The organism is Nocardiopsis eucommiae, assembly GCF_965344335.1.
GTDB lineage: Bacteria > Actinomycetota > Actinomycetes > Streptosporangiales > Streptosporangiaceae > Nocardiopsis > Nocardiopsis eucommiae.
Genome location: NZ_CBDRIY010000003.1, coordinates 1 through 21,817, shown reverse-complemented (window position 1 = coordinate 21,817; position 21,817 = coordinate 1). Strand labels below are relative to the sequence as shown.

Sequence of the window (21,817 nt, the reverse complement as noted above, 5' to 3'; positions counted from 1 at the left end):
GGTGGAGTGGGGCTACGAGGCCAGCGCGGCGTCCACGGCGGCCATCAGGGTGCCGTTCGCGTCGTCACCGTCGATCGACCAGATCATCACCCCGCCCAGGCCCTGGGTCTGCGCCCAGTCGGTCTTCTGGGTCAGCGCGATCTCGTCGTCGAAGGTCCAGAAGGTGGTGCCGTCGTAGAGCCAGGCCGTGCCCAGGGCGTCGTCCCTGTGCAGGGTGAAGCCCGGCAGGTCCCTGACCACCTTCCAGTCGTCGATGCCCTGCTCGTAGGTGCCCGGAGCCGGGCCCGTCGCGCTCTGGAAGAGGCCGTTCCCGTTCGGCCCGGGGGCGACCCCCGTCCATCCGCGGCTGTAGAAGGGCAGCCCGAGGACCATGTCGGCGGGGTCGACGCCCCGGCTGACGTACTCCTGGACGGCGATCTCGCTGGAGAACCGTCGCGGGCTGGGGTCGTCGACGTCGAACACCGTGTTGGACTGGTGGGCGGTGGCGTTCTCCCAGGCGCCGTGGAAGTCGTACCCCTGCACCGTGACGAAGTCGAAGTGGGGCATGAGCCGGTCCATCTGGAAGCCGGCCTCGACCTTCTCCGGGTCGGCGGGCAGGAACGCGGTCAGCTCGTAGGGCCGACCGGTCTCGGCACCCAGGGCGTCCAGTTGGGTGCGGAACTCCTGGACGAGGGCGGTGAAGTTCTCCCGGTCCTCGGGACGGACGACGTTGTGCTCGTGCCCGGCGCTTCCGGGCCACTCCCAGTCGAGGTCGACGCCGTCGAAGACGCCCGCCGCCGCGCCCGGGCCGCCCGCGCCGTCGAACAGGGGCAGGTTGCCGCGCAGGAACTGGTCCACGCACGAGCTGACCATCCGCTGGCGCGACTCGGGGGTCAGGGCCGCGTCCGAGAAGTGCTCGGACCACGTCCAGCCGCCGAGGGAGATGTGGACCTTGAGGTCTGGGTACGTCTCCTTGAGCTTGCGCAGCTGGTTGAAGTTCCCGCGCAGGTCCTGGTTCCAGGTGTCCGCGACCCCGTCCACGCTCTCGTCCGCGCGGAACGAGCGGCCGTAGTCGGCCCAGGCGTCGCCCTGGCCGAGCTGGTTCGCCATGAAGCACTCGCCGTTGGCGTTGACGTTGCCGAACGAGTAGTTGATGTGGGTGAGTTTCGCGGCCGTGCCGGAGGTCTCCAGGTCGCGCACCAGGTAGCCGCGGTCGTAGATGCCCCACTGGGTGAAGTAGGCGACGCGGCGCTCGCCGGTCGGTGAGGTGCCTGCCCCCTCCAGAGTGGTGGCGGTGACCGCCGTGCTCTCGACGCCTCGGTTGTTGGAGGTGTCGAACGCCCGGACCGTGAAGTCGTACCGCGTCAGGGGCGCCAGGCCGCCGACCGTGGCGGTCAGCGTGTCCGCGCCGACGGAACGCACGACCTGGCCGTCGGAGACGATCTCGTAACCCGCGACGGCGACGTTGTCCGTGGCCGCGTCCCAGGTCAGGGCGACGGTGTTCGAGGTGATCTCTCCGACGGTCAGTCCACCGGGCGTGGAGGGGGCCTCCGTGTCGGGCTCGGTGGTTCCGCCGGAACAGGAGGCGCCGTTCACCGTGCAGTTGACGGGCGTGGTCTCCCCGCCGCCGTGGGTGCCGTTGAAGCCGATCTGGTACGAGCCGTTCGCGGGGACCGTGGCGCCCCACGACGGCGGGGTGAGGGTGTGGGTGGCGCCGCTCGTGGTGTGGACGGCGTTCCACAGGCTGGTGATCCGGACCCCGGCGGGGGTCTCGAAGCTGACCGACCAGTCGGTGAGGTCGGTGGTGGTCTCGTTCCGGATGGTGATCTGTCCGCCGTAGCCGCTGTCCCACCGGGACGTCTCGACGTAGGTGACGGACAGCTCGCCCGGTGCGGCGGCAGCCGGGGCGGCGGACAGAAGGGGTGCGACCAGCAGTGCGGCGGCCAACGCGGCGAGCCGGTTTCTCAGATGGCGTGCTCTCACGGAGGGGTCTCCATTGGGGGAGGAGTGGGGGAGGGAACCGCGGGGGAGTGGGAGCTCCGGCGGCGGAAGGAGTCCTTGCGGAGTGGAGGTGCGTCGAATCCGAGTGAGGGGTTCCAAGGACGGTGGCGAGCGAGCCATAGCGCCTCTGAAGTGGGGAAACCAATTTTTAGGAAAGTTAACTAATAGTTTTCCCGGAGTCAATGAGCGTACGCCGGATTTCTTCGCCTTTCCTACGCGGGGAAGGCGTCCGCCCCGCCCCGGAACGGCTTTTCCGAGTTGGGGTACCGGACCAGTGCCGAATGGCCCGCCTGTCCCCTTCCGGCCAGAGGAACCCCCTTGCCCTCCCCGGTCGATCGTGCAGCCGGGTGGGTCCGAGGCGTGCGGTGCCGGACGAGGGCGGGCGGACCGCCTTCCGCTCGGGGTCGGAGGGCGGGGGAGCGCCGTTAGAGTGACGGCGTGGGAAACCCTTTGAACCTTCCGTTCGACCCGATCGAACGCGCTCACGACAACTGGAGTGAGAGATGGGGTGCCTCGCCCGCCATGGCGGCGGTCACCTCCCTCATGCGCGCGCAGCAGATCCTCATCGGTGAGCTGGACGGCACTCTCAAGCCGTTCGGCCTGACCTTCGCCCGGTACGAGGCGCTGGTCCTGCTCACCTTCAGCTCCTCCGGTTCGTTGCCGTTGGGCAAGATCGGTGAGCGCCTGATGGTGCACCCCACCAGCGTCACCAACACCATCGACCGGCTGGAGGGGCAGGGCCTGGTGGTCCGCCTCCCCAATCCGAGCGACGGGCGCGGAGTCCTGGCGGAGATCACCGAGGCCGGGCGCGAGGTCACGGAGGAGGCCACCCAGGCGCTCCTCGGCATGGACTTCGGCCTGGGCTGCTACTCCGGTGAGGAGCTGTGGGGCATGCACGAGGCGCTCACCCGGCTCCGGGTGGACTTCGGTGACTTCCCCGCCCCCGTGGCCGGGGCCGCCGACCGGGGCTGACCGGGCCGTTCACCGGCGTTCGCGCGCCGGGGGCTCCGTGTCTGTACATATATAGTTGGACGTCCTACTATCTTCCTATGGCGAACACCACAGGAGAGCCCAATGGCGGCGGGGCCCAGGAGATCGAGGCCGGACGCGACCGCTGGCAGCGCCGGTACGACGCGGCGCGCAAGCGCGACGCCGACTTCACCTCGCTGTCCGGCCGCCCCCTCGCGCCCGTCTACGGGCCCCGGCCCGGTGCGGAGGTCCCCGGGTTCGAGCGCGTCGGCTGGCCCGGCGAGTACCCCTACACCCGCGGCCTGTACCCCACCGGCTACCGGGGGCGCGCCTGGACCATCCGCCAGTTCGCCGGGTTCGGCAACGCCACGCAGACCAACGAGCGCTACAAGATGATCCTCGCCCAGGGCGGCGGGGGGCTCTCGGTCGCCTTCGACATGCCCACCCTCATGGGCCACGACTCCGACTCGCCCCACGCCCTCGGAGAGGTCGGGCACTGCGGGGTCGCCATCGACTCGGTCTCCGACATGGACCTGCTCTTCGACGGGATCCCGCTCGGTGAGACCACCACGTCCATGACCATCAGCGGGCCGGCCATCCCGGCCTTCTGCATGTACCTGGTCGCGGCCGAACGCCAGGGCGTCGACATCGGCGGCCTCAACGGCACGCTCCAGACCGACATCTTCAAGGAGTACATCGCCCAGAAGGAGTGGCTGTACCCGCCCGAGCCCCACCTGCGCCTCATCGGTGACCTGATGGAGTACTGCGCGGAGCACATCCCGGCCTTCAAACCGCTCTCCGTCTCCGGTTACCACATCCGTGAGGCGGGGGCCACGGCCGCGCAGGAGCTCGCCTACACCCTGGCCGACGGGTTCGGCTACGTGGAGCTCGGTCTGTCCCGGGGCCTGGACATCGACCGCTTCGCCCCCGGGCTCTCCTTCTTCTTCGACGCCCACATCGACTTCTTCGAGGAGATCGCCAAGTTCCGCGCCGCCCGCCGCATCTGGGCCCGCTGGATCCGCGACACCTACGGCGCGAAGACCGAGAAGGCCCAGTGGCTGCGGTTCCACACCCAGACCGCCGGTGTCTCCCTCACCGCGCAGCAGCCCTACAACAACGTGGTGCGCACCGCCGTCGAGGCGCTCTCCGCCGTGCTCGGCGGCACCAACTCGCTGCACACCAACGCGCTCGACGAGACCCTGGCCCTGCCCACCGAGCAGTCCGCCGAGATCGCCCTGCGCACCCAGCAGGTCCTCATGGAGGAGACGGGCGTGGTCAACGTCGCCGACCCGCTCGGCGGCTCCTGGTACGTGGAGGCCCTCACCGACGAGATCGAGGCCGAGGCGGAGCGGATCTTCGAGCAGATCCTCCGCATGGGCGGGGGAGAGGACGCCGAACACGCCATCGGCCCGATGACCTCGGGCATCCTCGCCGGAATCGGGAACGGCTACTTCAGCTCCGAGATCGCGGAGTCCGCCTTCCAGTACCAGCAGGCCCTGGAGAAGGGCGACAAGCGCATCGTCGGTGTCAACTGCCACACCAACACCGTCTCCGGCGAACTCGACATCCTCAAGATCAGCCACGAGGTCGAGCACGAGCAGAAGCGCGCCCTCACCGAGCGCCGCGCCCACCGCGACAGGGACGCCGTGGACCGCGCCCTGGCCCGTCTCCTGGAGGGGGTCCGGGCCGACGACGGCAACCTCATCCCGCTCATCATGGACGCCGCCCGCGCCGAGGCCACCCTCGGAGAGATCTGCGGCACGATGGGCGAGGAGTTCGGCACCTACACGGAGGACCCGCAGTTCTGAATCGGGCCTCCTCTCCGCTCGTGGCTGAGAGATCCCGGGGCGGTCCTCGGACCGCTCCGGGATGCGGCAGGATAGGGAACATGCAGCCTTCGGACTTTTCACCGAACAGTGCGGTTGACCTCGGGGCGCGCAAGGCGGCCTTGGAGCGTGAGGCCAAGCAGCGTGCCGAGGTGTCGGCCGGTCGAACCAACCCCTACTCCGTCAACGCCGACGAGTCCAACTTCCAGCAGGTGCTGGAACGGTCGATGGCCGCCCCGGTCGTGATGGCGGTTCTGGCGAGCTGGTCCGAGCAGTCCAAGCAGGTCGAGGCGGCCCTCGACAAGCTCTCCCAGGGCTCCGGCGGCAACTGGCTCCTGGCCAAGATCGACAGTGACGCGAGCCCGCAGCTGGTGCAGGCGCTGCGCGTGTCCGGGACCCCCACGATCATCATCGCGGTCCAGGGGCAGGTGATGCCCCTGATGCAGGGCCCCGCCAACGAGGAGCAGCTGCGCGACGCCCTCACCCAGGTGTTCGGCGCACTCGCCCAGCAGGGCATGCTGCCCCCCGGTCACCCCGGCACGGTGGACGGCGACCCCTCCGACCTCCCCGAGGAGTCCGAGCCCGTCCCCCAGGAGGACCCGGTGGCCGCGCGGGCCCAGGCCGCCCTGGAGAGCGGGGACTTCGAGGCCGCGGCGGCGGTCTTCGAGAAGGCCCTGGAGGACGACCCCAGGAACGTCGACCTCAGGGCCAACCTCGCCCAGGTCCGCCTCGTCGGCCGACTCCAGGACGTGGACGGCCCCGCCGTGCGGCGGACCGCGGACGAGGACCCCGCGAACGTGGACGCGCAGATCACCGTCGCGGACATCGAGGTCTACGGCGGGGAGTACGAGGCCGCCTTCGACCGGCTCGTCGAGACGGTCCGGCGGACGTCGGACGACGACCGCGACCGGGTGCGCGGGCACCTGATCTCCCTCTTCGACCTGCTGCCCGCGGGTGACCCGAGGGTGAACGCGGCCCGCCGCAAGCTCACCTCGGCCCTGTTCTAGGACGTCGCGACCGGCCCCGGGAGTCCCGGGGCCGGTTTCTTTATGGGGTTTTCCTCCCTCTGTGTCACTAAGGGTGGTAAATCGGTGCGTATTTACCGATTTGAAGATGGGGGGATAGCGACCCCGTCGCAGGGTAGAAGCTGGGGAGAAGTTCCGTTCGGCGAACCCGGCAGGTGTTCCATGACGAACAACGCGGCGGTGCCCGTGGTCACGATCTCCGCGACCTTCGGCGCGGGCGGCAGTGTGGTCGGCCCCGCCGTCGCCGCCCGCCTCCACGTCCCCTTCCTCGACCGCGCGGTCCCCAGCGCGGTGGCGGCCGAGATCGGCTGCTCCCTGGACGAGGTGCTCCAACGCGACGACCGCGCCCCCGGCGGGTTCGAGCGGCTGCTCGCCAGCGCCGCCCGCCTGCCCACGGTCACCCTCGGCAGTGTGGACACCGGATTCATCGGCACCACCGACGACGAGGGGCGCCTCCTCTACGACCACGAGTTCGTCGAGCAGACCGAACGGGTGATCCGCGACGTCGCCGGGACCGGCGGTGTGGTCCTGGGGCGGGCCGCGGCCGTGGTCCTGGCCGACCACCCCGGCGCGCTGCACGTACGCCTCGACGGGGACCGGCAGGCCCGCCTGCGCAGGGCGCGGAGCCTGTGGGAGAGGGGCGACCCGGAGGGGTTCGGTGGAGAGGCCTGGGGCGCGAACCCGCCCACGCTCCGGCTGTTGGACGACAACGACCGCGCCCGCGCGGCCTACGTGCGCCGCTTCTACCGCACCGACGCGGCCGACCCCGGCCTCTACCACCTGGTGGTCGACTCCACGGTGCTCTCCACGGACGCCTGCGCGGACGTGGTGGTGCGCGCCGCCACCGACCGCGCGCGGGCCTGAGACCCCCGGGAAATCCTCGGAATTAATGCGATTTTTTCCGAAGGCGTTAATTGTCACCTTGTGCTGACGTTACCCGCTTGACTCGGGTAAGGTGAGGCGACTCGGTTGTGGGATCCCAAGTACCGCCCCCGCCCGGCAACCGAGGCCCGCGCCGGACGCCCGATGACCGGGTGTTCCACGGCGGGAAGCGCAACCGTCACGGACCCGGGTCCGATCGGCGCGCAGGCGCCGACGAGGCTCCACCGGGTCCGGCCACGGAGTGCAGGCCGTGCGCCCGATCCCCCGGTGGAGGAGTCCCGACGTCGGTCCGTACGTCCACGGGAGGGGCCGCCGGTGTGCCCCGCGGACGCATGACATCAGCAAAAGCCAAGGAGCAATACGTGGCCACCCTTCCCAGCGTTTCGTACTCCATCACCGTCCGCCTCGAACTGGACGCCGGAGGCAGCGCGGTCGGCAGCCTCACCAACGCGGTGGAGCAGGTCGGCGGCATGATCACCGCCCTGGACGTGGCGGCCGCTGGGCACGAGCGCATCCGTATCGACGTCACCTGCGCCGCCCGCGACACCGATCACGCCCAGGCCATCGTCGACGCCCTCGGCGGGGTCGAGGGGGTCGTGGTCCACAAGGTCAGCGACCGCACCTTCCTCATGCACCTCGGCGGCAAGATCGAGATGAAGTCCAAGGTGCCGCTGCGCAACCGCGACGAGCTCTCGATGGCCTACACCCCCGGTGTCGCGCGCGTCTCCCAGGCCATCGCCGCCAACAAGGACGACGCCCGCCGCCTGACCATCAAGCGCAACAGCGTCGCCGTGGTCACGGACGGCTCGGCCGTCCTCGGCCTGGGGAACATCGGCCCCGAGGCCGCCATGCCCGTCATGGAGGGCAAGGCCGCCCTGTTCAAACGCTTCGCTGACATCGACGCGTGGCCCATCGCCCTGGACACCCAGGACGTCGACGAGATCGTCCGCACCGTCCAGCTGCTGGCCCCCGGCTTCGGCGGGATCAACCTGGAGGACATCTCCGCCCCGCGCTGCTTCGAGGTCGAGGCCCGGCTGCGTGAGCTCCTCGACATCCCCGTCTTCCACGACGACCAGCACGGCACCGCGATCGTCGTGCTCGCCGCCCTGCGCAACGCCCTGCGCGTGGTCAACAAGAAGCTCTCCGAGGTCCGCATCGCCATGTCCGGCGCGGGCGCGGCCGGTACCGCCATCCTCAAGCTGCTCATGCACGCCGGTGCGCGCGACATCATCGTCAGCGACGTCCACGGCGCCGTGCACGCGGGCCGCGACAACCTGGACGACAACCTGCGCTGGATCGCGGAGAACACCAACCCCGAGGGCTACAGCGGCGACCTCAAGGGTTCCGTGGCCGGGGCCGACGTCTTCATCGGCGTCTCCGCACCGAACCTGCTGGGCGGCGACGACATCGCGGAGATGAACGAGGACTCGATCATCTTCGCGCTGGCCAACCCCGACCCCGAGGTCGACCCCGAGGTCGCCCACCTGCACGCGGGCGTGGTCGCCACCGGCCGCAGCGACTACCCCAACCAGATCAACAACGTCCTGGTCTTCCCCGGTTTCTTCCGGGGCCTGCTGGACGCCCAGAGCCACCACGTCACCTCCGACATGATGGTCGCCGCCGCCGAGGCCCTGGCCGACGTCGTCACCGAGGACGAGCTGGGCCCGAACTACATCATTCCGAGCGTGTTCCACGCGGACCTGTCCACCCACGTGGCCACTGCCGTGCGCGAGGTGGCCCAGCGCGGCCAGGCCGAGTAGCCGTTCGGCGACCGGCCCGGGCGAAGGGCGACCACCGGGCCGGTTTTCCGGGTAGGTGTGGAGCATGGACCAGTCGACACTGACCGGGCGCCTGCTGGTGGCCGCCCCCCTCCTCCAGGAGGACTCCTTCCGCCGATCGGTGGTCTTCGTCGTGGACGACGCCGAGGACGGCAGCCTCGGGGTCATCCTCAACCGTCCGCTGGAGTTGCCGGTGGACGAGGTGGTGACCGACTGGGGCGTCTACGCGAGCGCGCCCCGGGTGATGTTCTCGGGCGGGCCGGTCGGCACCGACTCGGGGATCGCCCTCGGCACCGCGTCCCCGGACGAGGCGCCACCGGGCTGGGCCCCGTTGGAGGGGGTCGGGCCGGGCCCGGAGCTGGCCGGCGTGGGCCTGGTGGACCTGGAGGCCCCCACCGAGGTCCTGGGCGCGGCCCTGGTTTCCCTGCGGGTGTTCGCCGGGTACGCCGGATGGGGTGCGGGGCAGCTGGCGGGGGAGGTCGCGGAGGGTGCCTGGTACGTGGTGGACACCCTCGCCGACGACCTCTTCGGGGGCTCCCCGGAGACACTGTGGTCGCGGGTGCTGCGCCGCCAAGGTGGCGAGATGGCCCTGTTGTCCACCTATCCTGACGATCCCACCATGAACTGAGCGGTTTGCCGCGGGCTTCGAAGTGGGGCGCGTCACCCTATACCGTGGTAGACGGACGTTGAAAGGTGTGAGGACGATGTCGATGGATGTCCTGAACAAGGTTCTTCCGGACAGCGAGACCAGGCCGGACATCTCGCACGACGACGGCGACCGGGAACGGTTCGCCCACTACGTGCAGAAGGACAAGATCACCCAGAGCGCGGTGACCGGCGACCCGGTGATCGCGCTGTGCGGCAAGGTCTGGGTGCCCAACCGGGACCCGAAGAAGTTCCCCGTGTGCCCCGACTGCAAGAAGGCGTACGAGGACATGATGAAGTGACGGCCCCTCGTGGCCGGTACGCGGAAGGGCCCTGACCCACCCCCACGGGGTGAGCCGGGGCCCTTCGTGCAGTCGGGGGTGGGAGCCCCCGGGGATCAGGCCGCGGCGCCCGCCCGTCGGCGGGTGGCGACCAGCGCGGTGCCGCCCGCCGCCACCGCGACCCCCGCGGCGACCAGGAGGCCGGTCAGGGCCACACCGGTGTTGGGCAGGCCCGGCTTGCCGCCGCCCTCACCGGGACCGGGCGTCGGTCCGGGGGTCGGCGCGGTCCCGCCGTCGCCACCGCCGGTACCGCCGCCGGGAACCTGGACGTCCTCGTCCACGCTCACGGTGAGGGTGATCGGGTCGAGCGCCTCGCCCGCGCCGTAGAAGTCAGCGAAGGCGGGGACGCCGTCGGCGGTCAGGGTGGCCGGGATCGGGTCCCAGGACAGGACGCCCTCGTCCAGCTCGTGCCCGACGCCGGTCAGGTCCAGCTCGGCGAAGGCCACGTCGTCGTAGGTGACGAGCTCCTCGTCGGTGAGGGACTTGCTGACCACGTCCGCGTAGAGTGTGCCCGTGTCACCGTCGATCTCGACCCGGGGGCCGGAGACCGTCATGTGCAGCAGGGGATCAGCGCCACCGTGGACGTGGCCCTCGAACAGCACGGTCCCGGCGAAGTCGATCTCCGCGACCTCCTCCTCCAGGTTCACGCTGCCCGTGCCGTCGGTGAAGGCGAACGTGCCGTCCTCGTTGCGGCTGGCGCCGTCCTCGGTGCGGATGGTGCCCTTGGCGATGTTCCCCTCGATGTAGGTGCGGAAGGACTCCTTCACACCCCAGTCGGCGCGGCCGTTGTACACGGTCAGGTCGCCCTGGGGGGTCTCGCCGCCGTCGTCCCCGTCATCGTCCCCGCCGTCGTCGGCGGTGGCGAAGGAGACGGGGGTCCACACGTCCTGGTCGCGGTTGTCCAGGTCGTTGCGGTCGTTGAACACCGCCACGTAGCACTGGACCTCCAGGCAGTCGTAGGCGGTGCCGCCCTTCTCGAAGGCGCCGACGACGTCGAGGTCGGTGCCGAACGCGCCGTCCGCGTCGGGCGCGGTGCCCTCACGCAGCCACACGCCGCTCCCGTACCAGTGCTGCGGATACGCGGTGTCCGACCGGGCGATGCCGGTCAGCGCCACGTACACGCCCGCCCCGGGGCGGAATCCGGTGCCGTCCACCCGGACGGTCTGACCCTCGGGGTCGAGGTCACTGGTCGGGCTGACCCGTACCTCGGGGTCGAGGACGGGCTCCTCGGGGCCCTCGGGATCGGTCGGGTCGGTGGTTTCGACCACCTCCGTGGTGAAGGACAGCGGGTCCATGGGGTCGCCCGCCGCGTAGAAGCTGGCGAAGGGCTCCACGGCGTCGGCGTGCAGGGTCCCGGCCTCGGAGGTGAAGGTGACCACGTCACCGTCGACACCGATCTCGGCGCCGGTCAGCTCCGCGACCGCGACCTCCCCGTACTCGACGAGGTCGCCCGGGGGCAGTGACGGGTCGGCGCCCGCGAACTCGCGGCTGGTGACGTCCGCGTGGACGGTGGCCGCGCCCTGGCCGTCGAACTCCACGCGGGGGTCAGCCACGCGGATCTCCAGGACGGGGCCCCGGCCGTAGTCGTGGCCGGTGAAGACCACCCCGCCGGAGAAGCTCACCTCGCCGGAGGAGTCCTCCTTGGAGACGGTGCCGCTGGCGGTGGGGAAGTCCAGGGTGCCGTCGGTGTTGCGGGTGGCGCCGTCGACCGCCTCGTAGCCGCCGTGGGCGATGGGACTGGAGACGTAGTTGCGGAAGGACTGCTTGACGCCCCAGGTGGCGGAACCCTGGGTGACGGAGACGGGGGCCTCGTCGGCCAGCGCCGGTGCGGCGGCCAGGGTGAGCGAGGCGCCGAGGGCGGCCGCTCCGGTGAGGGAGAGGAGGGAGCGCAGGGGGCGACGGAGTGCGTCCGCCCCTCCCGCTCTCGTGGATGTGGTGCTCATGGGGTGACTGTTCCTGTCGACTCGGGGGATGGACGGGTGCCGGTTCCGGTCGCGCACCGGTTCCGGGCGGGCAGTGGGGCAGCGGACCCGAGGGCTGAGCGGGTGCTGGTGGGACCGCTGAGGGAGAACGTGGTCAGTCGGGCCGAGGAGACCGGGGGGTCGATCCCGGCCCGGAGCGTGCCTAGGTGGTCGTCGGGAGCGGGGTCGGGGTGGAGCCACGGCGGCGCGCGGCGAACAGCGCCACCGCACCGGCCAGGACGGCCACGGCCGCGGCCAGGACCAGGCCGGCCAGGGAGGAGCCGGTCGTGGCGAGCGGACCGGCGCCGCCTCCCGAGGCCCCACCGGAACCCGCGCCGCCCGAGCCGGAGGCCGCGGTTCCGCCGGTGTTCCCGGAACCGGTCGCCCCGTCCCCGGACGCGCCGCCGTTCCCGCCGTTCCCGCTGGTCGCTCCGGGATCACCGGTCTGCCCGCTGAACGTCACCGGGACGAACACGTCCTGGCCCCGGTCGCTGGAGCGGGTGTGGTCGTTGCGGGTCACGACGGCGCAGTCCGTGGCGGCGGAGAGGCAGTCGGTGTGCTCGTCGGACCCCTTGACCGTGAGTTCGACGGTGAACCCGCCGTCGGTACCGCTACCGGTGTAGGGGGTGGCCAGGCCCTCGCCGTAGGGCGGCGGGTTGCTGGAGACCCAGACGGAGGCGCCGCCCTCGCCCTCCATGTCCACGCCGCCGATACACGGGCTGGGCGCCTGGGTGGAGCTGGCGTTCGCGGTGTCGCAGAGGGCGACGTAGACGCCCTTGGCGGTGTCGTAGCCCGTTCCGGTCACGGTCACCCTCTCGCCGGAGGGATCGAGCCCGCTGGTCCTGGAGACCGTGAGGGTCGGTGCGCCCGGGGTCCGGGGCAGGGTCTGCGGCGCGGACTGGGGCCGGGGGGCGGCGGGCGCCGGGACGGACGCCGGGGCCTGGGGCTGGGCGCGCGGTGCCGCCGGTGCGGCGGGCGCGGCGAAGCTCACGGGGACCACGCCGACGACGGGGGCGCTCCGGGGCCGCGCCGGGGCGGTCACCGGCGCACTCCGCCCGGGGCCGGGGGCCGAGACGACCTCGGTCGTCTCCCCGTCCCGGGCGTCCGGCCCGGTGTCGTCCCCGGGCTCCGGGGAGCCGGGAGCGGAGGGTTCGGGTGTCTCCGGGACGGTCGCCTCGGGGGTCGGAGCCCCGGCGACCTCGGTCAGGACGATCTCGAAGACGTCCTCGGCGGAGTCGAGTCCGGCCTCGGCCGCGAACGCGGCCGCGAGGGAGAGATCCGTGCCGAACCGGCCGTGCTCGTCGACCTCGACCAGGACGGCGTTCTCGTCGTCCAGGACGGCGGTCGCTCCAGGGTCCGCGGCCGGTGCGGCCTCGGCGGGCACGGCCCGGGTGGTGATCTCGATCCGGCTGCCGGGGTCGTGCCCGGTCCCGGTCACCGTGACGGTGTCACCCCGGGGATCGAGCCCCTCGGTGCGGTCGACGGAGGTGGTCCGGGGCGGGACGGGTTCTTCGGTCGGGGCGGCGAGCGCCGTCTCGGGCAGGGCGGTGGACAGGACCGTCGCTGCGGCGACGGCGGCCAGGGAGGGGAGGAACCCACGGAGGGGTACCGCTGCTTGCATCGGGGGCCTTCGCGTTCGTGCGGGCGGTCGGACGGTGTCCGGCACCCGCGGGACCTGGGGAATGGAGTTGAGGTTATGCTTACCTTGGCAAAGTGAGCCTTACCTAACTTGATCCCGCGCTGGAACAGTGGAACACCACACCGCCACGGTTGTCAAGAAGATGACGACCTGTCGTGAAAAGTGCCGTGTCGCGCCCCCGCTCCCCGGCGACACCCCGGCACACGGACCACATCGAAAGCGACCGCCATGCCTCACGCCGTCCCCCGATCCCCCCTGCGTGGACACCCAGGAACAGGACCGGCCGCCGTCCTGCTCGCCGTGGCCTGCGCCCTCGCCCTGACCTCCTGCACCGGATCCCCCGCCCCCGAGGACGCGTCGGCGGGCGAGGACATCCCCGCACTCGCCGAGAACCGGCTCCAGATCCTGGCGGACGTCCCCGACCCCGAACTCCCCGTCACCGTCGACTCGGTCGTCCTCGACCCCTACCGCACCAGCACCGACCCCCTGGAGTACGAGGAGGTCGAGGTCACCGACGCCAGCCGCGTCCTCCCGCTCACCGGCGGGCTCGCGGAGATCGTCTTCACCCTCGGCCTCGGCGACCGGGTGGTCGGCCGCGACGTCGCCGCCACCTTCGACGAGGCCGCCGACCTGCCCGTGGTCAGCGAGGGCCACGACGTCTCCGCCGAGTCCGTCCTCGCGCTGAGGCCCACGGTGGTCCTGGCCGACACCCAGACCGGACCGCCCGAGGTGATCGAACAGGTCCAGCGCAGCGGCGTCCCCGTCGTCATCGTCGAGGAGGCCTGGTCCTTCGACGAGATGTACCCCCGCTTCGAGCGGGTCGCGGAGGCGCTTGGCGTCCCCGCCGCGGGTTCCCGCCTGGTCGAACGCACCCGGGAGCAGATGGCCGGGGTGCGCGAGACCTCCCTGGAGGCCAGCGGCGACCCCCTCGTCGCCTTCCTCTACCTGCGCGGCACCGCCGGGGTCTACCTCCTCGGCGGGCCCGGATCGGGCGCGGACGCCATGCTCTCCGAGATCGGCGCCCGTGACGCCGGGGTCGAGATGGGTCTGACCACACCCTTCACACCGATCACGACCGAGGCGCTCATCGAGGCCCAGCCGGACGTCCTCCTCGTCATGACCAAGGGCCTGGAGTCGGTGGGCGGTGTGGAGGGCCTGGTCGAGATCCCCGGCGTCGCCCAGACCCCGGCCGGACGGAACGGTGCCGTCATCGACTTCGAGGACGGCGTCCTGCTCAACTTCGGGCCGCGCACCCCCCAGGTCATCGTGGCCCTGGCCGAGGAGCTGGCGGCGATCCCCGACGACGGGGGCACCGCGTGACCGCGCTCGGCCGACGACCCGCCACCGCGACCGCGAGCCCGCCGGACGGCGACGGCCGCGCCCCGCGCCGCCTGCGCGCCGGGCTTCTCCTCGGCGGGCTCGCCGCCACCCTCGTGACCGTCGCCGTCGTGGCCGCCGGGACCGGCGCCTACCCCATCCCGGCGGTCCAGGTGGCGGCGTCACTCCTCCAGGAGGCCGGTCTCGACGTCGGCCCCGAACCCGACCAGATCGCCCGCACCGTCCTGTGGGACGTACGACTGCCCCGCGTCGTCCTCGCCGTCATGGTCGGCGCGGCCCTGGGCAGCGCGGGCGCCATCATGCAGGGCGTCTTCGGCAACCCCCTCGCGGAACCGGGGGTGATCGGCGTCTCCGCCGGAGCGGCGGTCGGCGCGATCGTCGTCATCTTCACGGGGATCACGGTGCTCGGCCACTGGACCGTCATCGCCTCGTCCTTCGTGTTCGGCCTGGCCACGACCCTGTTCGTGTACGTCTTCGCCCGCTCACGCGGCCGGACCGAGGTGGTCACCCTCCTGCTCACCGGTATCGCGGTCAACGCCATCGCCGGTGCCGCGATCGGCCTGATGACCAACTTCTCGCAGGACTCCGAGATCCAGACCATCACGTTCTGGCAGCTGGGCAGCGTCTCCACCGCCACCTGGTCCAAGGTCGCGGCGATCACGCCCTGCCTGCTCCTCGGGCTGTCGGTGATCCCCGTCTACGCCCGCCGCCTGGACCTGCTCGCCCTCGGGGAGGGGCCCGCCCGCCACCTGGGCGTGGACGTCGAACGCATGCGCCTGGTGCTCATCGGCGCCATGGCCCTGCTCACGTCGGCGGCGGTCGCCTTCGCCGGTGTCGTCGCCTTCGTGGGGCTCGTGGTCCCGCACATCATCCGCATGGTGACCGGACCCGGCCACCGGGTGCTCCTGCCCGCCTCCGCGCTCGGCGGCGGACTGCTGCTGCTCGCCGCCGACCTGCTGGCCCGCACGGTCGCCGCGCCCGCCGAGATCCCGCTCGGTGTGGTCACCGCCGCCCTGGGCGGACCGTTCTTCTTCTTCCTCCTCTACCGCACCCGCGCCAAGCAGGGAGGGTGGTCGTGACCGCCGACACCACGCGTACCCCCGACACCACCGGCCCCAGCCCCGACACCCCCTCCGGGGGCGCCCCACGGCGTTCGGCCCTCGCGCGGGGCTGGGCGGCGGCCGTCGCCCCCCTGACCCGCGCACCGGCCCCACCCGCACCATCCGAACCCGGCTCCGTGGTCGTGCGCGCGGAGGGCCTCACCGTCCGCCGGGGCGGGCGCGCCCTGCTCGACGGGGTCGACCTCACCGTCCGCGCCGGTGAGCTCCTCGCCCTGGTCGGACCGAACGGCGCGGGCAAGTCCACCCTGCTGTCCGCGCTGTCGGGCGACGTCACCGGAGGCCCGACCCGGGGTGAGCGCGACTTCGGGACGGTGCGCCTGCTCGGCCGCCCGCTGCCGGAGTGGAGCCCGCCCGAACTCGCTCTGCGCCGGGCCGTCCTGCCGCAGGAGGCGGCGGTCAGCTTCCCGTTCTCCGTCACCGAACTCGTCGCCATGGGCCGCGCGCCCTGGGCCGGGCTGAGCTCCCCGGACCGGGACGACGCACTGGTCCGGTCCGCCATGGCGGAGGTCGGTGTCACCCACCTCGCCGACCGCCGGTTCCCCACGCTCTCGGGGGGAGAACGGGCCCGCGTGATGTTCGCCCGGGTCCTGGCCCAGGACACCCACCTGCTCCTCCTCGACGAGCCCACCGCCGCGCTGGACATCCGCCACCAGGAACTCGTACTCTCCGTCGCGCGCGACCTCGCGGCCCGCGGTGGGGCGGTTATCGTGGTCCTGCACGATTTGGGGCTTGCGGCCGCGTACGCCCATCGTGTGGCGGTACTCTCCGGAGGACAGGTCGCCGCGCGGGGAACCCCCACCGACGTGTTCAGCTCGTCACTCCTCAGCGCTGTGTACCGACACGAGGTCGAAGTTCTGCCGCATCCGCGTACGGGGGTCCCGCTCGTCGTCCCCCTCCGGCCGCCCGGGTGCACACGAAAGCGTCCACAGGAGTAGGTCGTATTGGTGTCCACAACTGAACGGCAGTCCCATGATGAGCCCCACCCCTCGGGCGAAGGGCGCGAGCGGCCCCCACGGGGCCGTCGGCGCCGTCCCAAACCACGAGCCACCCCCGGCGACGTCGTCCGGGGCGTCGTCCGCTTCTTCGGCGAGGTTCTCCTGACCGTGGGTCTGCTGATGCTCTTCTACGCCTCCTACGAGGTGTACGGCTCCCAGTGGGAGACCGACCGGGAGCAGCAGGGGCTGGCCGACGGACTGGACGAGGCCTGGGCCGCCGCCGACGAGCGCGGCCCGGACTCCGAACCCCTCCCGGGCAGCGCCGACAGCCGCCTGTACGTCCCGAGCCTGGACCTGGACTGGGTGGTGGTCAACGGCACCACCCCCGACGACATCCGGTACAGCCCCGGCCGCTACACGGAGTTCGACAGCGCGCCCGGCCAGCTCGGCAACTACGGCGTCGCCGCGCACCGCACGCCCGGTCTCTTCTGGGACCTGGACCTGCTCGACGACGGCGACGTCATGGTGTTGGAGGACGGCGAGAACTTCTACACCTACGAGGTCTTCCGTGAGGAGACCGTGCTGCCCGAGGACTTCTGGGTGGTGAACCCGGACCCCTTCGAGGAGGCCTCCGAGGAGGACCCCGAACGGGCCCTGCTCACCCTCACCACGTGCGCGCCCAAGCTCAACAACACGCACCGGCTCATCGTCTGGGCCGAACTCACCGAGACCACACCCAAGTCCGAGGGCATGCCCGACAGCATCGCCCACATGGCACCGGACGCCTAGGGGAAGGGACGCACGAATGTACGGTCTGATCTGGCGTATCCTGCCCGGCCCCTGGGCCTCGAAGTTCATCATGTCGGTGGGCCTCCTGGCGGGCGCGGCCGCCCTGCTGTGGTTCTTCGCCTTCCCGGCGCTCTCCCCGCACATGCCGTTCAACGACGGTGCCGTCGACATGTCCGGGGTCGGGGGCGAGGCCCCCGCCGGGGAGACCGACCCGGCGACCGGTGAGGCGGACCCCGAGGGGACGGAGGTCTCCGGCGAGGGGGCGGACTGAACCAGGGAACGGGGGCCTTCCCGAGAGGGGGCCCGGCACGGATCCCGAACGACGGCGCGGCGCGGTGCGGCAGGCACCGTGCCGCCTCGTCGTGGGGGGTGCGGCGGGCACGGGGGCCGACCCCGCGCCCCGATCGCCGGACACGCCCGGGGTGACCGCTGTGCCCGGCGCCACCGCCGGAGCTCCCGATACGGTCTCCGGCGGCCGCTAACCTCAAGCAGGTGAGTAACGGGGGACGGAACGAATGACGGTGACGCAGACCACGACGGAGAGCCGCCTGAGCGGCCTTCGGGCCTGGCAGCGGGAGGCCTTCGAGGAGTACTTCCGCAGGCAGCCACGCGACTTCCTCGCCGTGGCCACGCCCGGGGCGGGCAAGACCACCTTCGCCCTCACGCTGGCGAGCGAGCTCCTCCAGCGGCACGCCGTACGCGCGATCACCATCGTCTGCCCCACCGAGCACCTCAAGAAGCAGTGGGCGGAGGCGGCGGCCCGGTTCGGGATCGCCATCGACCCCGACTTCAGGAACGGGCAGGGCGCCCTCGGCCGCCAGTACGTCGGCGTGGCCGTCACCTACGCCCAGATCGCCGCCCACCCGATGCTGCACCGCAACCGCACCGAGGCGCGCAAGACCCTGGTCATCTTCGACGAGGTCCACCACGCGGGCGACGCCCTCTCCTGGGGCGACGCCGTCCGGGAGGCCTTCGACCCGGCCACACGGCGGCTCTCGCTCACCGGGACCCCGTTCCGGTCCGACATCAACCCCATCCCGTTCGTGGACTACGTCCAGGACGGGGCGGGGGTGCGCCGCTGCTCGTGGGACTACAGCTACGGGTACGCGCCCGCCCTGGAGGACGGGGTCGTCCGCCCGGTCATCTTCATGGCCTACTCCGGCGAGATGCGGTGGCGGACCCGGGCGGGTGACGAACTCGCCGCCCGACTCGGCGAACCCCTCACGAAGGACGCGCTGTCCCAGGCGTGGCGGGCCGCGCTCGATCCCAAGGGCGACTGGATCAAGAAGGTCCTCCAGGCCGCGGACCGCAGGCTGACCGAGGTCCGCAAGACCCACGCGGACGCGGGCGGGCTAGTGATCGCCAGCGACCACGAGAACGCCCGCGCCTACTCGCGCATCCTGCGGCAGATCACCGGCAAGGGCGCCACGGTGGTCCTGTCCGACGACCCCACCGCCTCGAAGAAGATCACCCGGTTCTCGAAGAGCGACGACCGCTGGATGGTCGCGGTCCGCATGGTCTCGGAGGGGGTGGACGTCCCCCGGCTGATGGTGGGCGTGTACGCCACATCCACCAGTACCGCGCTGTTCTTCGCCCAGGCCATCGGCCGTTTCGTGCGGGTCCGCCAGCGCGGCGAGGTGGCGTCGGTGTTCCTGCCCTCGGTGCCGACCCTGCTGGAGTACGCGGGGGAGATGGAGCGCGAGCGGGACCACGTCCTGGACAAGCAGCCCTCGGACGACGAGTACCCCGAGGAGGACCTCCTCAAGGAGGCCAACAAGAAGAAGGACTCTCCGGACGCGGGGGAGGAGCTCCCCTTCGAGACCATGGAGTCCGCCGCCGAGTTCGACCGCGCGCTGTACGACGGTCTGGAGTACGGGGGAGGGGCCGCCGGGTCGAGTGAGGAGGAGGACTTCCTCGGACTGCCCGGGCTGCTGGAGCCGGACCAGGTCTCCCAGCTGCTGCGCAAGCGCAAGGCGGAGATCCACGCGAGCCAGCTCAAGGCCCGGGGGACGACGGAGCCGGAGGAGGAGTCGGGGCCCACGCACGAGGTCCTGGCCGAGCTGCGCAAGGACCTGAGCAACCTGGTCGGCGCGTGGCACCATCGCACCGGCAAGCCGCACGGCGTCATCCACAACGAGCTGCGCCGTGCCTGCGGGGGACCGCCGGTCGCGCAGGCCACACCGCCGCAGATCCGTGAGCGCATCGCCAAGCTCAGAGCCTGGGCCGTGGGCCAGAAGTAGCCCACGGCGGGAGAGGGGCGCGGGGACGGCCCCGGTCGCTGTGGCCCGGGCCCCGCCCGAAGGTCGGACGGCAAACACTTCGCAAGGTCGGGCAAGTTCACCAAACGCTCAGCAATCGGACCACTACAGTCCGTGAGGTGATTGGACGAAGCCCACGCGGAGGCTCAGCCGCGACCTGGACCGGCCTGTCCCTGTGCGCACTCGCGCTGACCGGTCTGGTGGCGAGCTCGCTGCCAGAACCCGCCCACCCCGAACCACAGCGGGCCGGGGGGCCGCTCGCCTCGGACCAGTACTGTCCCCCCGAGGGGGACCGGGACACCGACGCCGTCGACACCGCCGCCCGCGCGGCCTCCACCAGGGTCTCCGACCCCGGGGCGGGGGAGGGCTCCGAGGTGGAGATCACCCCGGAGAAGGCGGCCGAGTACGAGGAGCGGCTGCGCGACGCCCTGGCGGCCGAGCACGACCGCGAGATCGTCGAGCAGACCACGGTGCCGGTGGCCGTGCACGTGATCTCCGCCGAGGACGGCCGGGGCGACGTCACCGACCAGCGGATCCAGGAACAGGTCGACGTCCTCAACAAGGCCTACGAAGGCGGCTACGCGCTCGGATCCGAGGGCACCGACACGGGTTTCCGCTTCGAGCTCTCGGACGTCACCCGCAACGTGAACGACGCCTGGTTCAGTGACTTCGACCGCCACCGCGACACCATCCGGTCCGAGCTGCGCCAGGGCGGCCCCGAGACGCTCAACGTCTACACCACGCAGCTCGGCTCCGGTCTGCTCGGCTACTCCACCTTCCCCCAGGACTACGCCGAGGCCCCCGACGCGGACGGCGTCGTCATCGCCCACGACACCCTCCCGGGCGGGACGCGCGACCGCTTCAACGAGGGGCACACCGGCACCCACGAGGTCGGCCACTGGCTGGGCCTGTTCCACACGTTCCAGAACGGCTGCCAGAGCCCGGGGGACTACGTGGACGACACCCCGTACGAGCGCGAGGCGGCGGCGGGCTGCCCGGAGGGCCGGGACAGCTGCCCCGAACTCCCGGGACTCGACCCCGTCACCAACTTCATGAACTACAGCGACGACGCCTGCATGACCCACTTCACGCAGGGCCAGACCGAACGTATGGCCGAACACTGGGCGGCCTTCCGAAGCGGGCCCGCCCGGGTCTGACCGGTCCGGTTCCCGCGCCTGCGGCGCCCCGCCCGGCGGGGCGCCGCAGGCGTGTCCGGGGCGGCCGGGTCGCTGGGCGGCGTCGATAGGCTGGAGACATGGCAGCGAACACCTATCTGACCGGGATCAAGCCCACCGGCGACTTCCACCTGGGCAACTACGTCGGCGCGATCAAGCCCGCCCTCGCGGCGGCCGAGGGCTACGACACCTTCTACTTCATCGCGGACTACCACGCGCTCAACATCATCAAGGACGCGGACGAGCTCCGCCAGAGCATCCGGTCGGGCGCTGCCACCTGGCTGGCCTGCGGCCTGGACCCCGAGCGCACGGTCTTCTACCGCCAGTCCAGCATCCCCGAGACCTTCGAGCTCACCACGATCCTGAGCACCCTCACCCCCAAGGGCCTCATGAACCGCGCGCACGCCTACAAGGCCGCGCGCGACCGCAACACCGAGGCGGGCATCGCCGAGCTCGACTCCGGCATCAACATGGGGCTGTACAACTACCCGGTGCTCATGGCCGCCGACATCCTCATCATGGAGGGCGAGCGCGTCCCCGTCGGGCGGGACCAGTCCCAGCACATCGAGTACACCGCCGACATCGCCGGGTACTTCAACCACCGGTACGGCGACAGTTACAGCTTCCCCGTCCCCAAGGGCGTCATCGACGACAGCGAAGCGAGCATCCTGCCGGGGACCGACGGCCGCAAGATGAGCAAGTCCTACGACAACCACATCCCGCTCTTCCTGCCGGAGAAGAAGCTCCGCAAGGCCATCAACCGCATCCCCACGGACTCCACCCCCGTCGAGGACCCCAAGGACCCGGACACCTCGATCCCGTTCCAGCTGCTCACGCACTTCGCCGACGCGGAGAAGGTGGCCGACGTGCGGCAGCGCCTGGAAGCGGGCGGCATGGGCTGGGGCGACCTCAAGAAGGAGCTCTTCGAGGCCGTCAACACCGAGCTCGGCCCCAAGCGCGAGCGGTACGAGGAGCTCATGGCCTCGGAGACCGAGCTCGACGAGATCCTCGACTCGGGTCTCGAACGCGCCCGTTCGCGCGCCCGCCGCGTGCTGGGCGACGTCCGCGCCGCCATCGGCATCGACTAGACCGTGTCCTTCTAGTTCCGCGCTCGCGGCCGCTCGCATCGATGGCGGCTCCGCCGCCACCGGCGAA

General features: G+C 71.5%; 18 protein-coding genes. 15 read left to right on the top strand and 3 right to left on the bottom strand.

Annotated features, from left to right (window positions below; all coding sequences use genetic code 11):
* Window positions 1-12: 12 nt before the first annotated feature.
* On the bottom strand, window positions 13-1,962 hold the full coding sequence (locus ACRWK8_RS02690) for a glycosyl hydrolase family 18 protein (protein WP_378740557.1): 1,950 nt from the start codon (window positions 1,960-1,962) through the stop codon (window positions 13-15).
* A gap of 468 nt (window positions 1,963-2,430) precedes the next feature.
* On the opposite strand from ACRWK8_RS02690, the gene ACRWK8_RS02685 reads away from it, so the two are divergent.
* From ACRWK8_RS02685 to ACRWK8_RS02655, 7 genes are all read left to right on the top strand, one after another.
* The gene (locus tag ACRWK8_RS02685; protein WP_378741013.1) at window positions 2,431-2,952 is read left to right on the top strand and encodes a MarR family winged helix-turn-helix transcriptional regulator; all 522 of its coding nucleotides are present in this window, start codon (window positions 2,431-2,433) and stop codon (window positions 2,950-2,952) included.
* A 77-nt stretch (window positions 2,953-3,029) separates the two neighbouring features.
* A complete protein-coding gene (icmA, locus tag ACRWK8_RS02680) occupies window positions 3,030-4,757 on the top strand; it encodes a coenzyme B12-dependent isobutyryl-CoA mutase large subunit (RefSeq protein ID WP_431868104.1) in 1,728 nt (575 codons plus the stop codon).
* Between the two features lie 80 nt (window positions 4,758-4,837).
* A complete protein-coding gene (locus tag ACRWK8_RS02675) occupies window positions 4,838-5,782 on the top strand; it encodes a tetratricopeptide repeat protein (RefSeq protein WP_431868102.1) in 945 nt (314 codons plus the stop codon).
* Window positions 5,783-5,962: 180 nt separating this feature from the next.
* Window positions 5,963-6,664 (top strand): cytidylate kinase-like family protein, encoded by a 702-nt coding sequence (locus ACRWK8_RS02670; RefSeq protein ID WP_431868100.1) that lies wholly within the window; start codon window positions 5,963-5,965, stop codon window positions 6,662-6,664.
* A gap of 380 nt (window positions 6,665-7,044) precedes the next feature.
* A complete protein-coding gene (locus ACRWK8_RS02665; protein WP_378740549.1) occupies window positions 7,045-8,442 on the top strand; it encodes an NAD-dependent malic enzyme in 1,398 nt (465 codons plus the stop codon).
* A gap of 64 nt (window positions 8,443-8,506) precedes the next feature.
* Window positions 8,507-9,088, top strand: a complete 582-nt coding sequence (locus ACRWK8_RS02660; RefSeq protein ID WP_431868098.1) for a YqgE/AlgH family protein — start codon at window positions 8,507-8,509, stop codon at window positions 9,086-9,088.
* A gap of 76 nt (window positions 9,089-9,164) precedes the next feature.
* Window positions 9,165-9,407 carry a DUF3039 domain-containing protein gene (locus tag ACRWK8_RS02655; RefSeq protein WP_357758318.1) on the top strand — a complete coding sequence of 81 codons (243 nt, stop codon included), beginning with the start codon at window positions 9,165-9,167 and terminating at the stop codon, window positions 9,405-9,407.
* Window positions 9,408-9,502: 95 nt separating this feature from the next.
* On the opposite strand, the gene ACRWK8_RS02650 is transcribed toward ACRWK8_RS02655, so the two are convergent.
* A complete protein-coding gene (locus ACRWK8_RS02650; RefSeq protein WP_431868096.1) occupies window positions 9,503-11,389 on the bottom strand; it encodes an HtaA domain-containing protein in 1,887 nt (628 codons plus the stop codon).
* Between the two features lie 181 nt (window positions 11,390-11,570).
* Window positions 11,571-13,028, bottom strand: coding sequence for a cell wall protein (locus tag ACRWK8_RS02645; RefSeq protein WP_431868094.1), 1,458 nt, complete (start codon window positions 13,026-13,028; stop codon window positions 11,571-11,573).
* 246 nt (window positions 13,029-13,274) lie between these two features.
* On the opposite strand from ACRWK8_RS02645, the gene ACRWK8_RS02640 reads away from it, so the two are divergent.
* The 8 genes from ACRWK8_RS02640 (at window position 13,275) to ACRWK8_RS02605 (ending at window position 21,750) form a co-directional block, all read left to right on the top strand.
* Window positions 13,275-14,366 carry a heme/hemin ABC transporter substrate-binding protein gene (locus ACRWK8_RS02640; protein WP_378740541.1) on the top strand — a complete coding sequence of 364 codons (1,092 nt, stop codon included), beginning with the start codon at window positions 13,275-13,277 and terminating at the stop codon, window positions 14,364-14,366.
* The gene (locus tag ACRWK8_RS02635) at window positions 14,363-15,463 is read left to right on the top strand and encodes a FecCD family ABC transporter permease (protein ID WP_378740539.1); all 1,101 of its coding nucleotides are present in this window, start codon (window positions 14,363-14,365) and stop codon (window positions 15,461-15,463) included. Before ACRWK8_RS02640 ends, ACRWK8_RS02635 begins: the two co-directional genes overlap by 4 nt.
* Before the next feature lie 113 nt (window positions 15,464-15,576).
* Window positions 15,577-16,440, top strand: coding sequence for a heme ABC transporter ATP-binding protein (locus ACRWK8_RS02630; RefSeq protein WP_378741011.1), 864 nt, complete (start codon window positions 15,577-15,579; stop codon window positions 16,438-16,440).
* A gap of 6 nt (window positions 16,441-16,446) precedes the next feature.
* A complete protein-coding gene (locus tag ACRWK8_RS02625) occupies window positions 16,447-17,229 on the top strand; it encodes a class E sortase (protein ID WP_378740536.1) in 783 nt (260 codons plus the stop codon).
* Window positions 17,230-17,245: 16 nt separating this feature from the next.
* Window positions 17,246-17,500 (top strand): hypothetical protein, encoded by a 255-nt coding sequence (locus ACRWK8_RS02620; RefSeq protein ID WP_378740534.1) that lies wholly within the window; start codon window positions 17,246-17,248, stop codon window positions 17,498-17,500.
* Window positions 17,501-17,744: 244 nt separating this feature from the next.
* A complete protein-coding gene (locus tag ACRWK8_RS02615; protein ID WP_378740532.1) occupies window positions 17,745-19,469 on the top strand; it encodes a DEAD/DEAH box helicase in 1,725 nt (574 codons plus the stop codon).
* A gap of 137 nt (window positions 19,470-19,606) precedes the next feature.
* Window positions 19,607-20,644 (top strand): zinc metalloprotease, encoded by a 1,038-nt coding sequence (locus ACRWK8_RS02610; protein WP_431868090.1) that lies wholly within the window; start codon window positions 19,607-19,609, stop codon window positions 20,642-20,644.
* Window positions 20,645-20,742: 98 nt separating this feature from the next.
* The gene (locus tag ACRWK8_RS02605; RefSeq protein ID WP_378740528.1) at window positions 20,743-21,750 is read left to right on the top strand and encodes a tryptophan--tRNA ligase; all 1,008 of its coding nucleotides are present in this window, start codon (window positions 20,743-20,745) and stop codon (window positions 21,748-21,750) included.
* Window positions 21,751-21,817 lie beyond the last annotated feature (67 nt).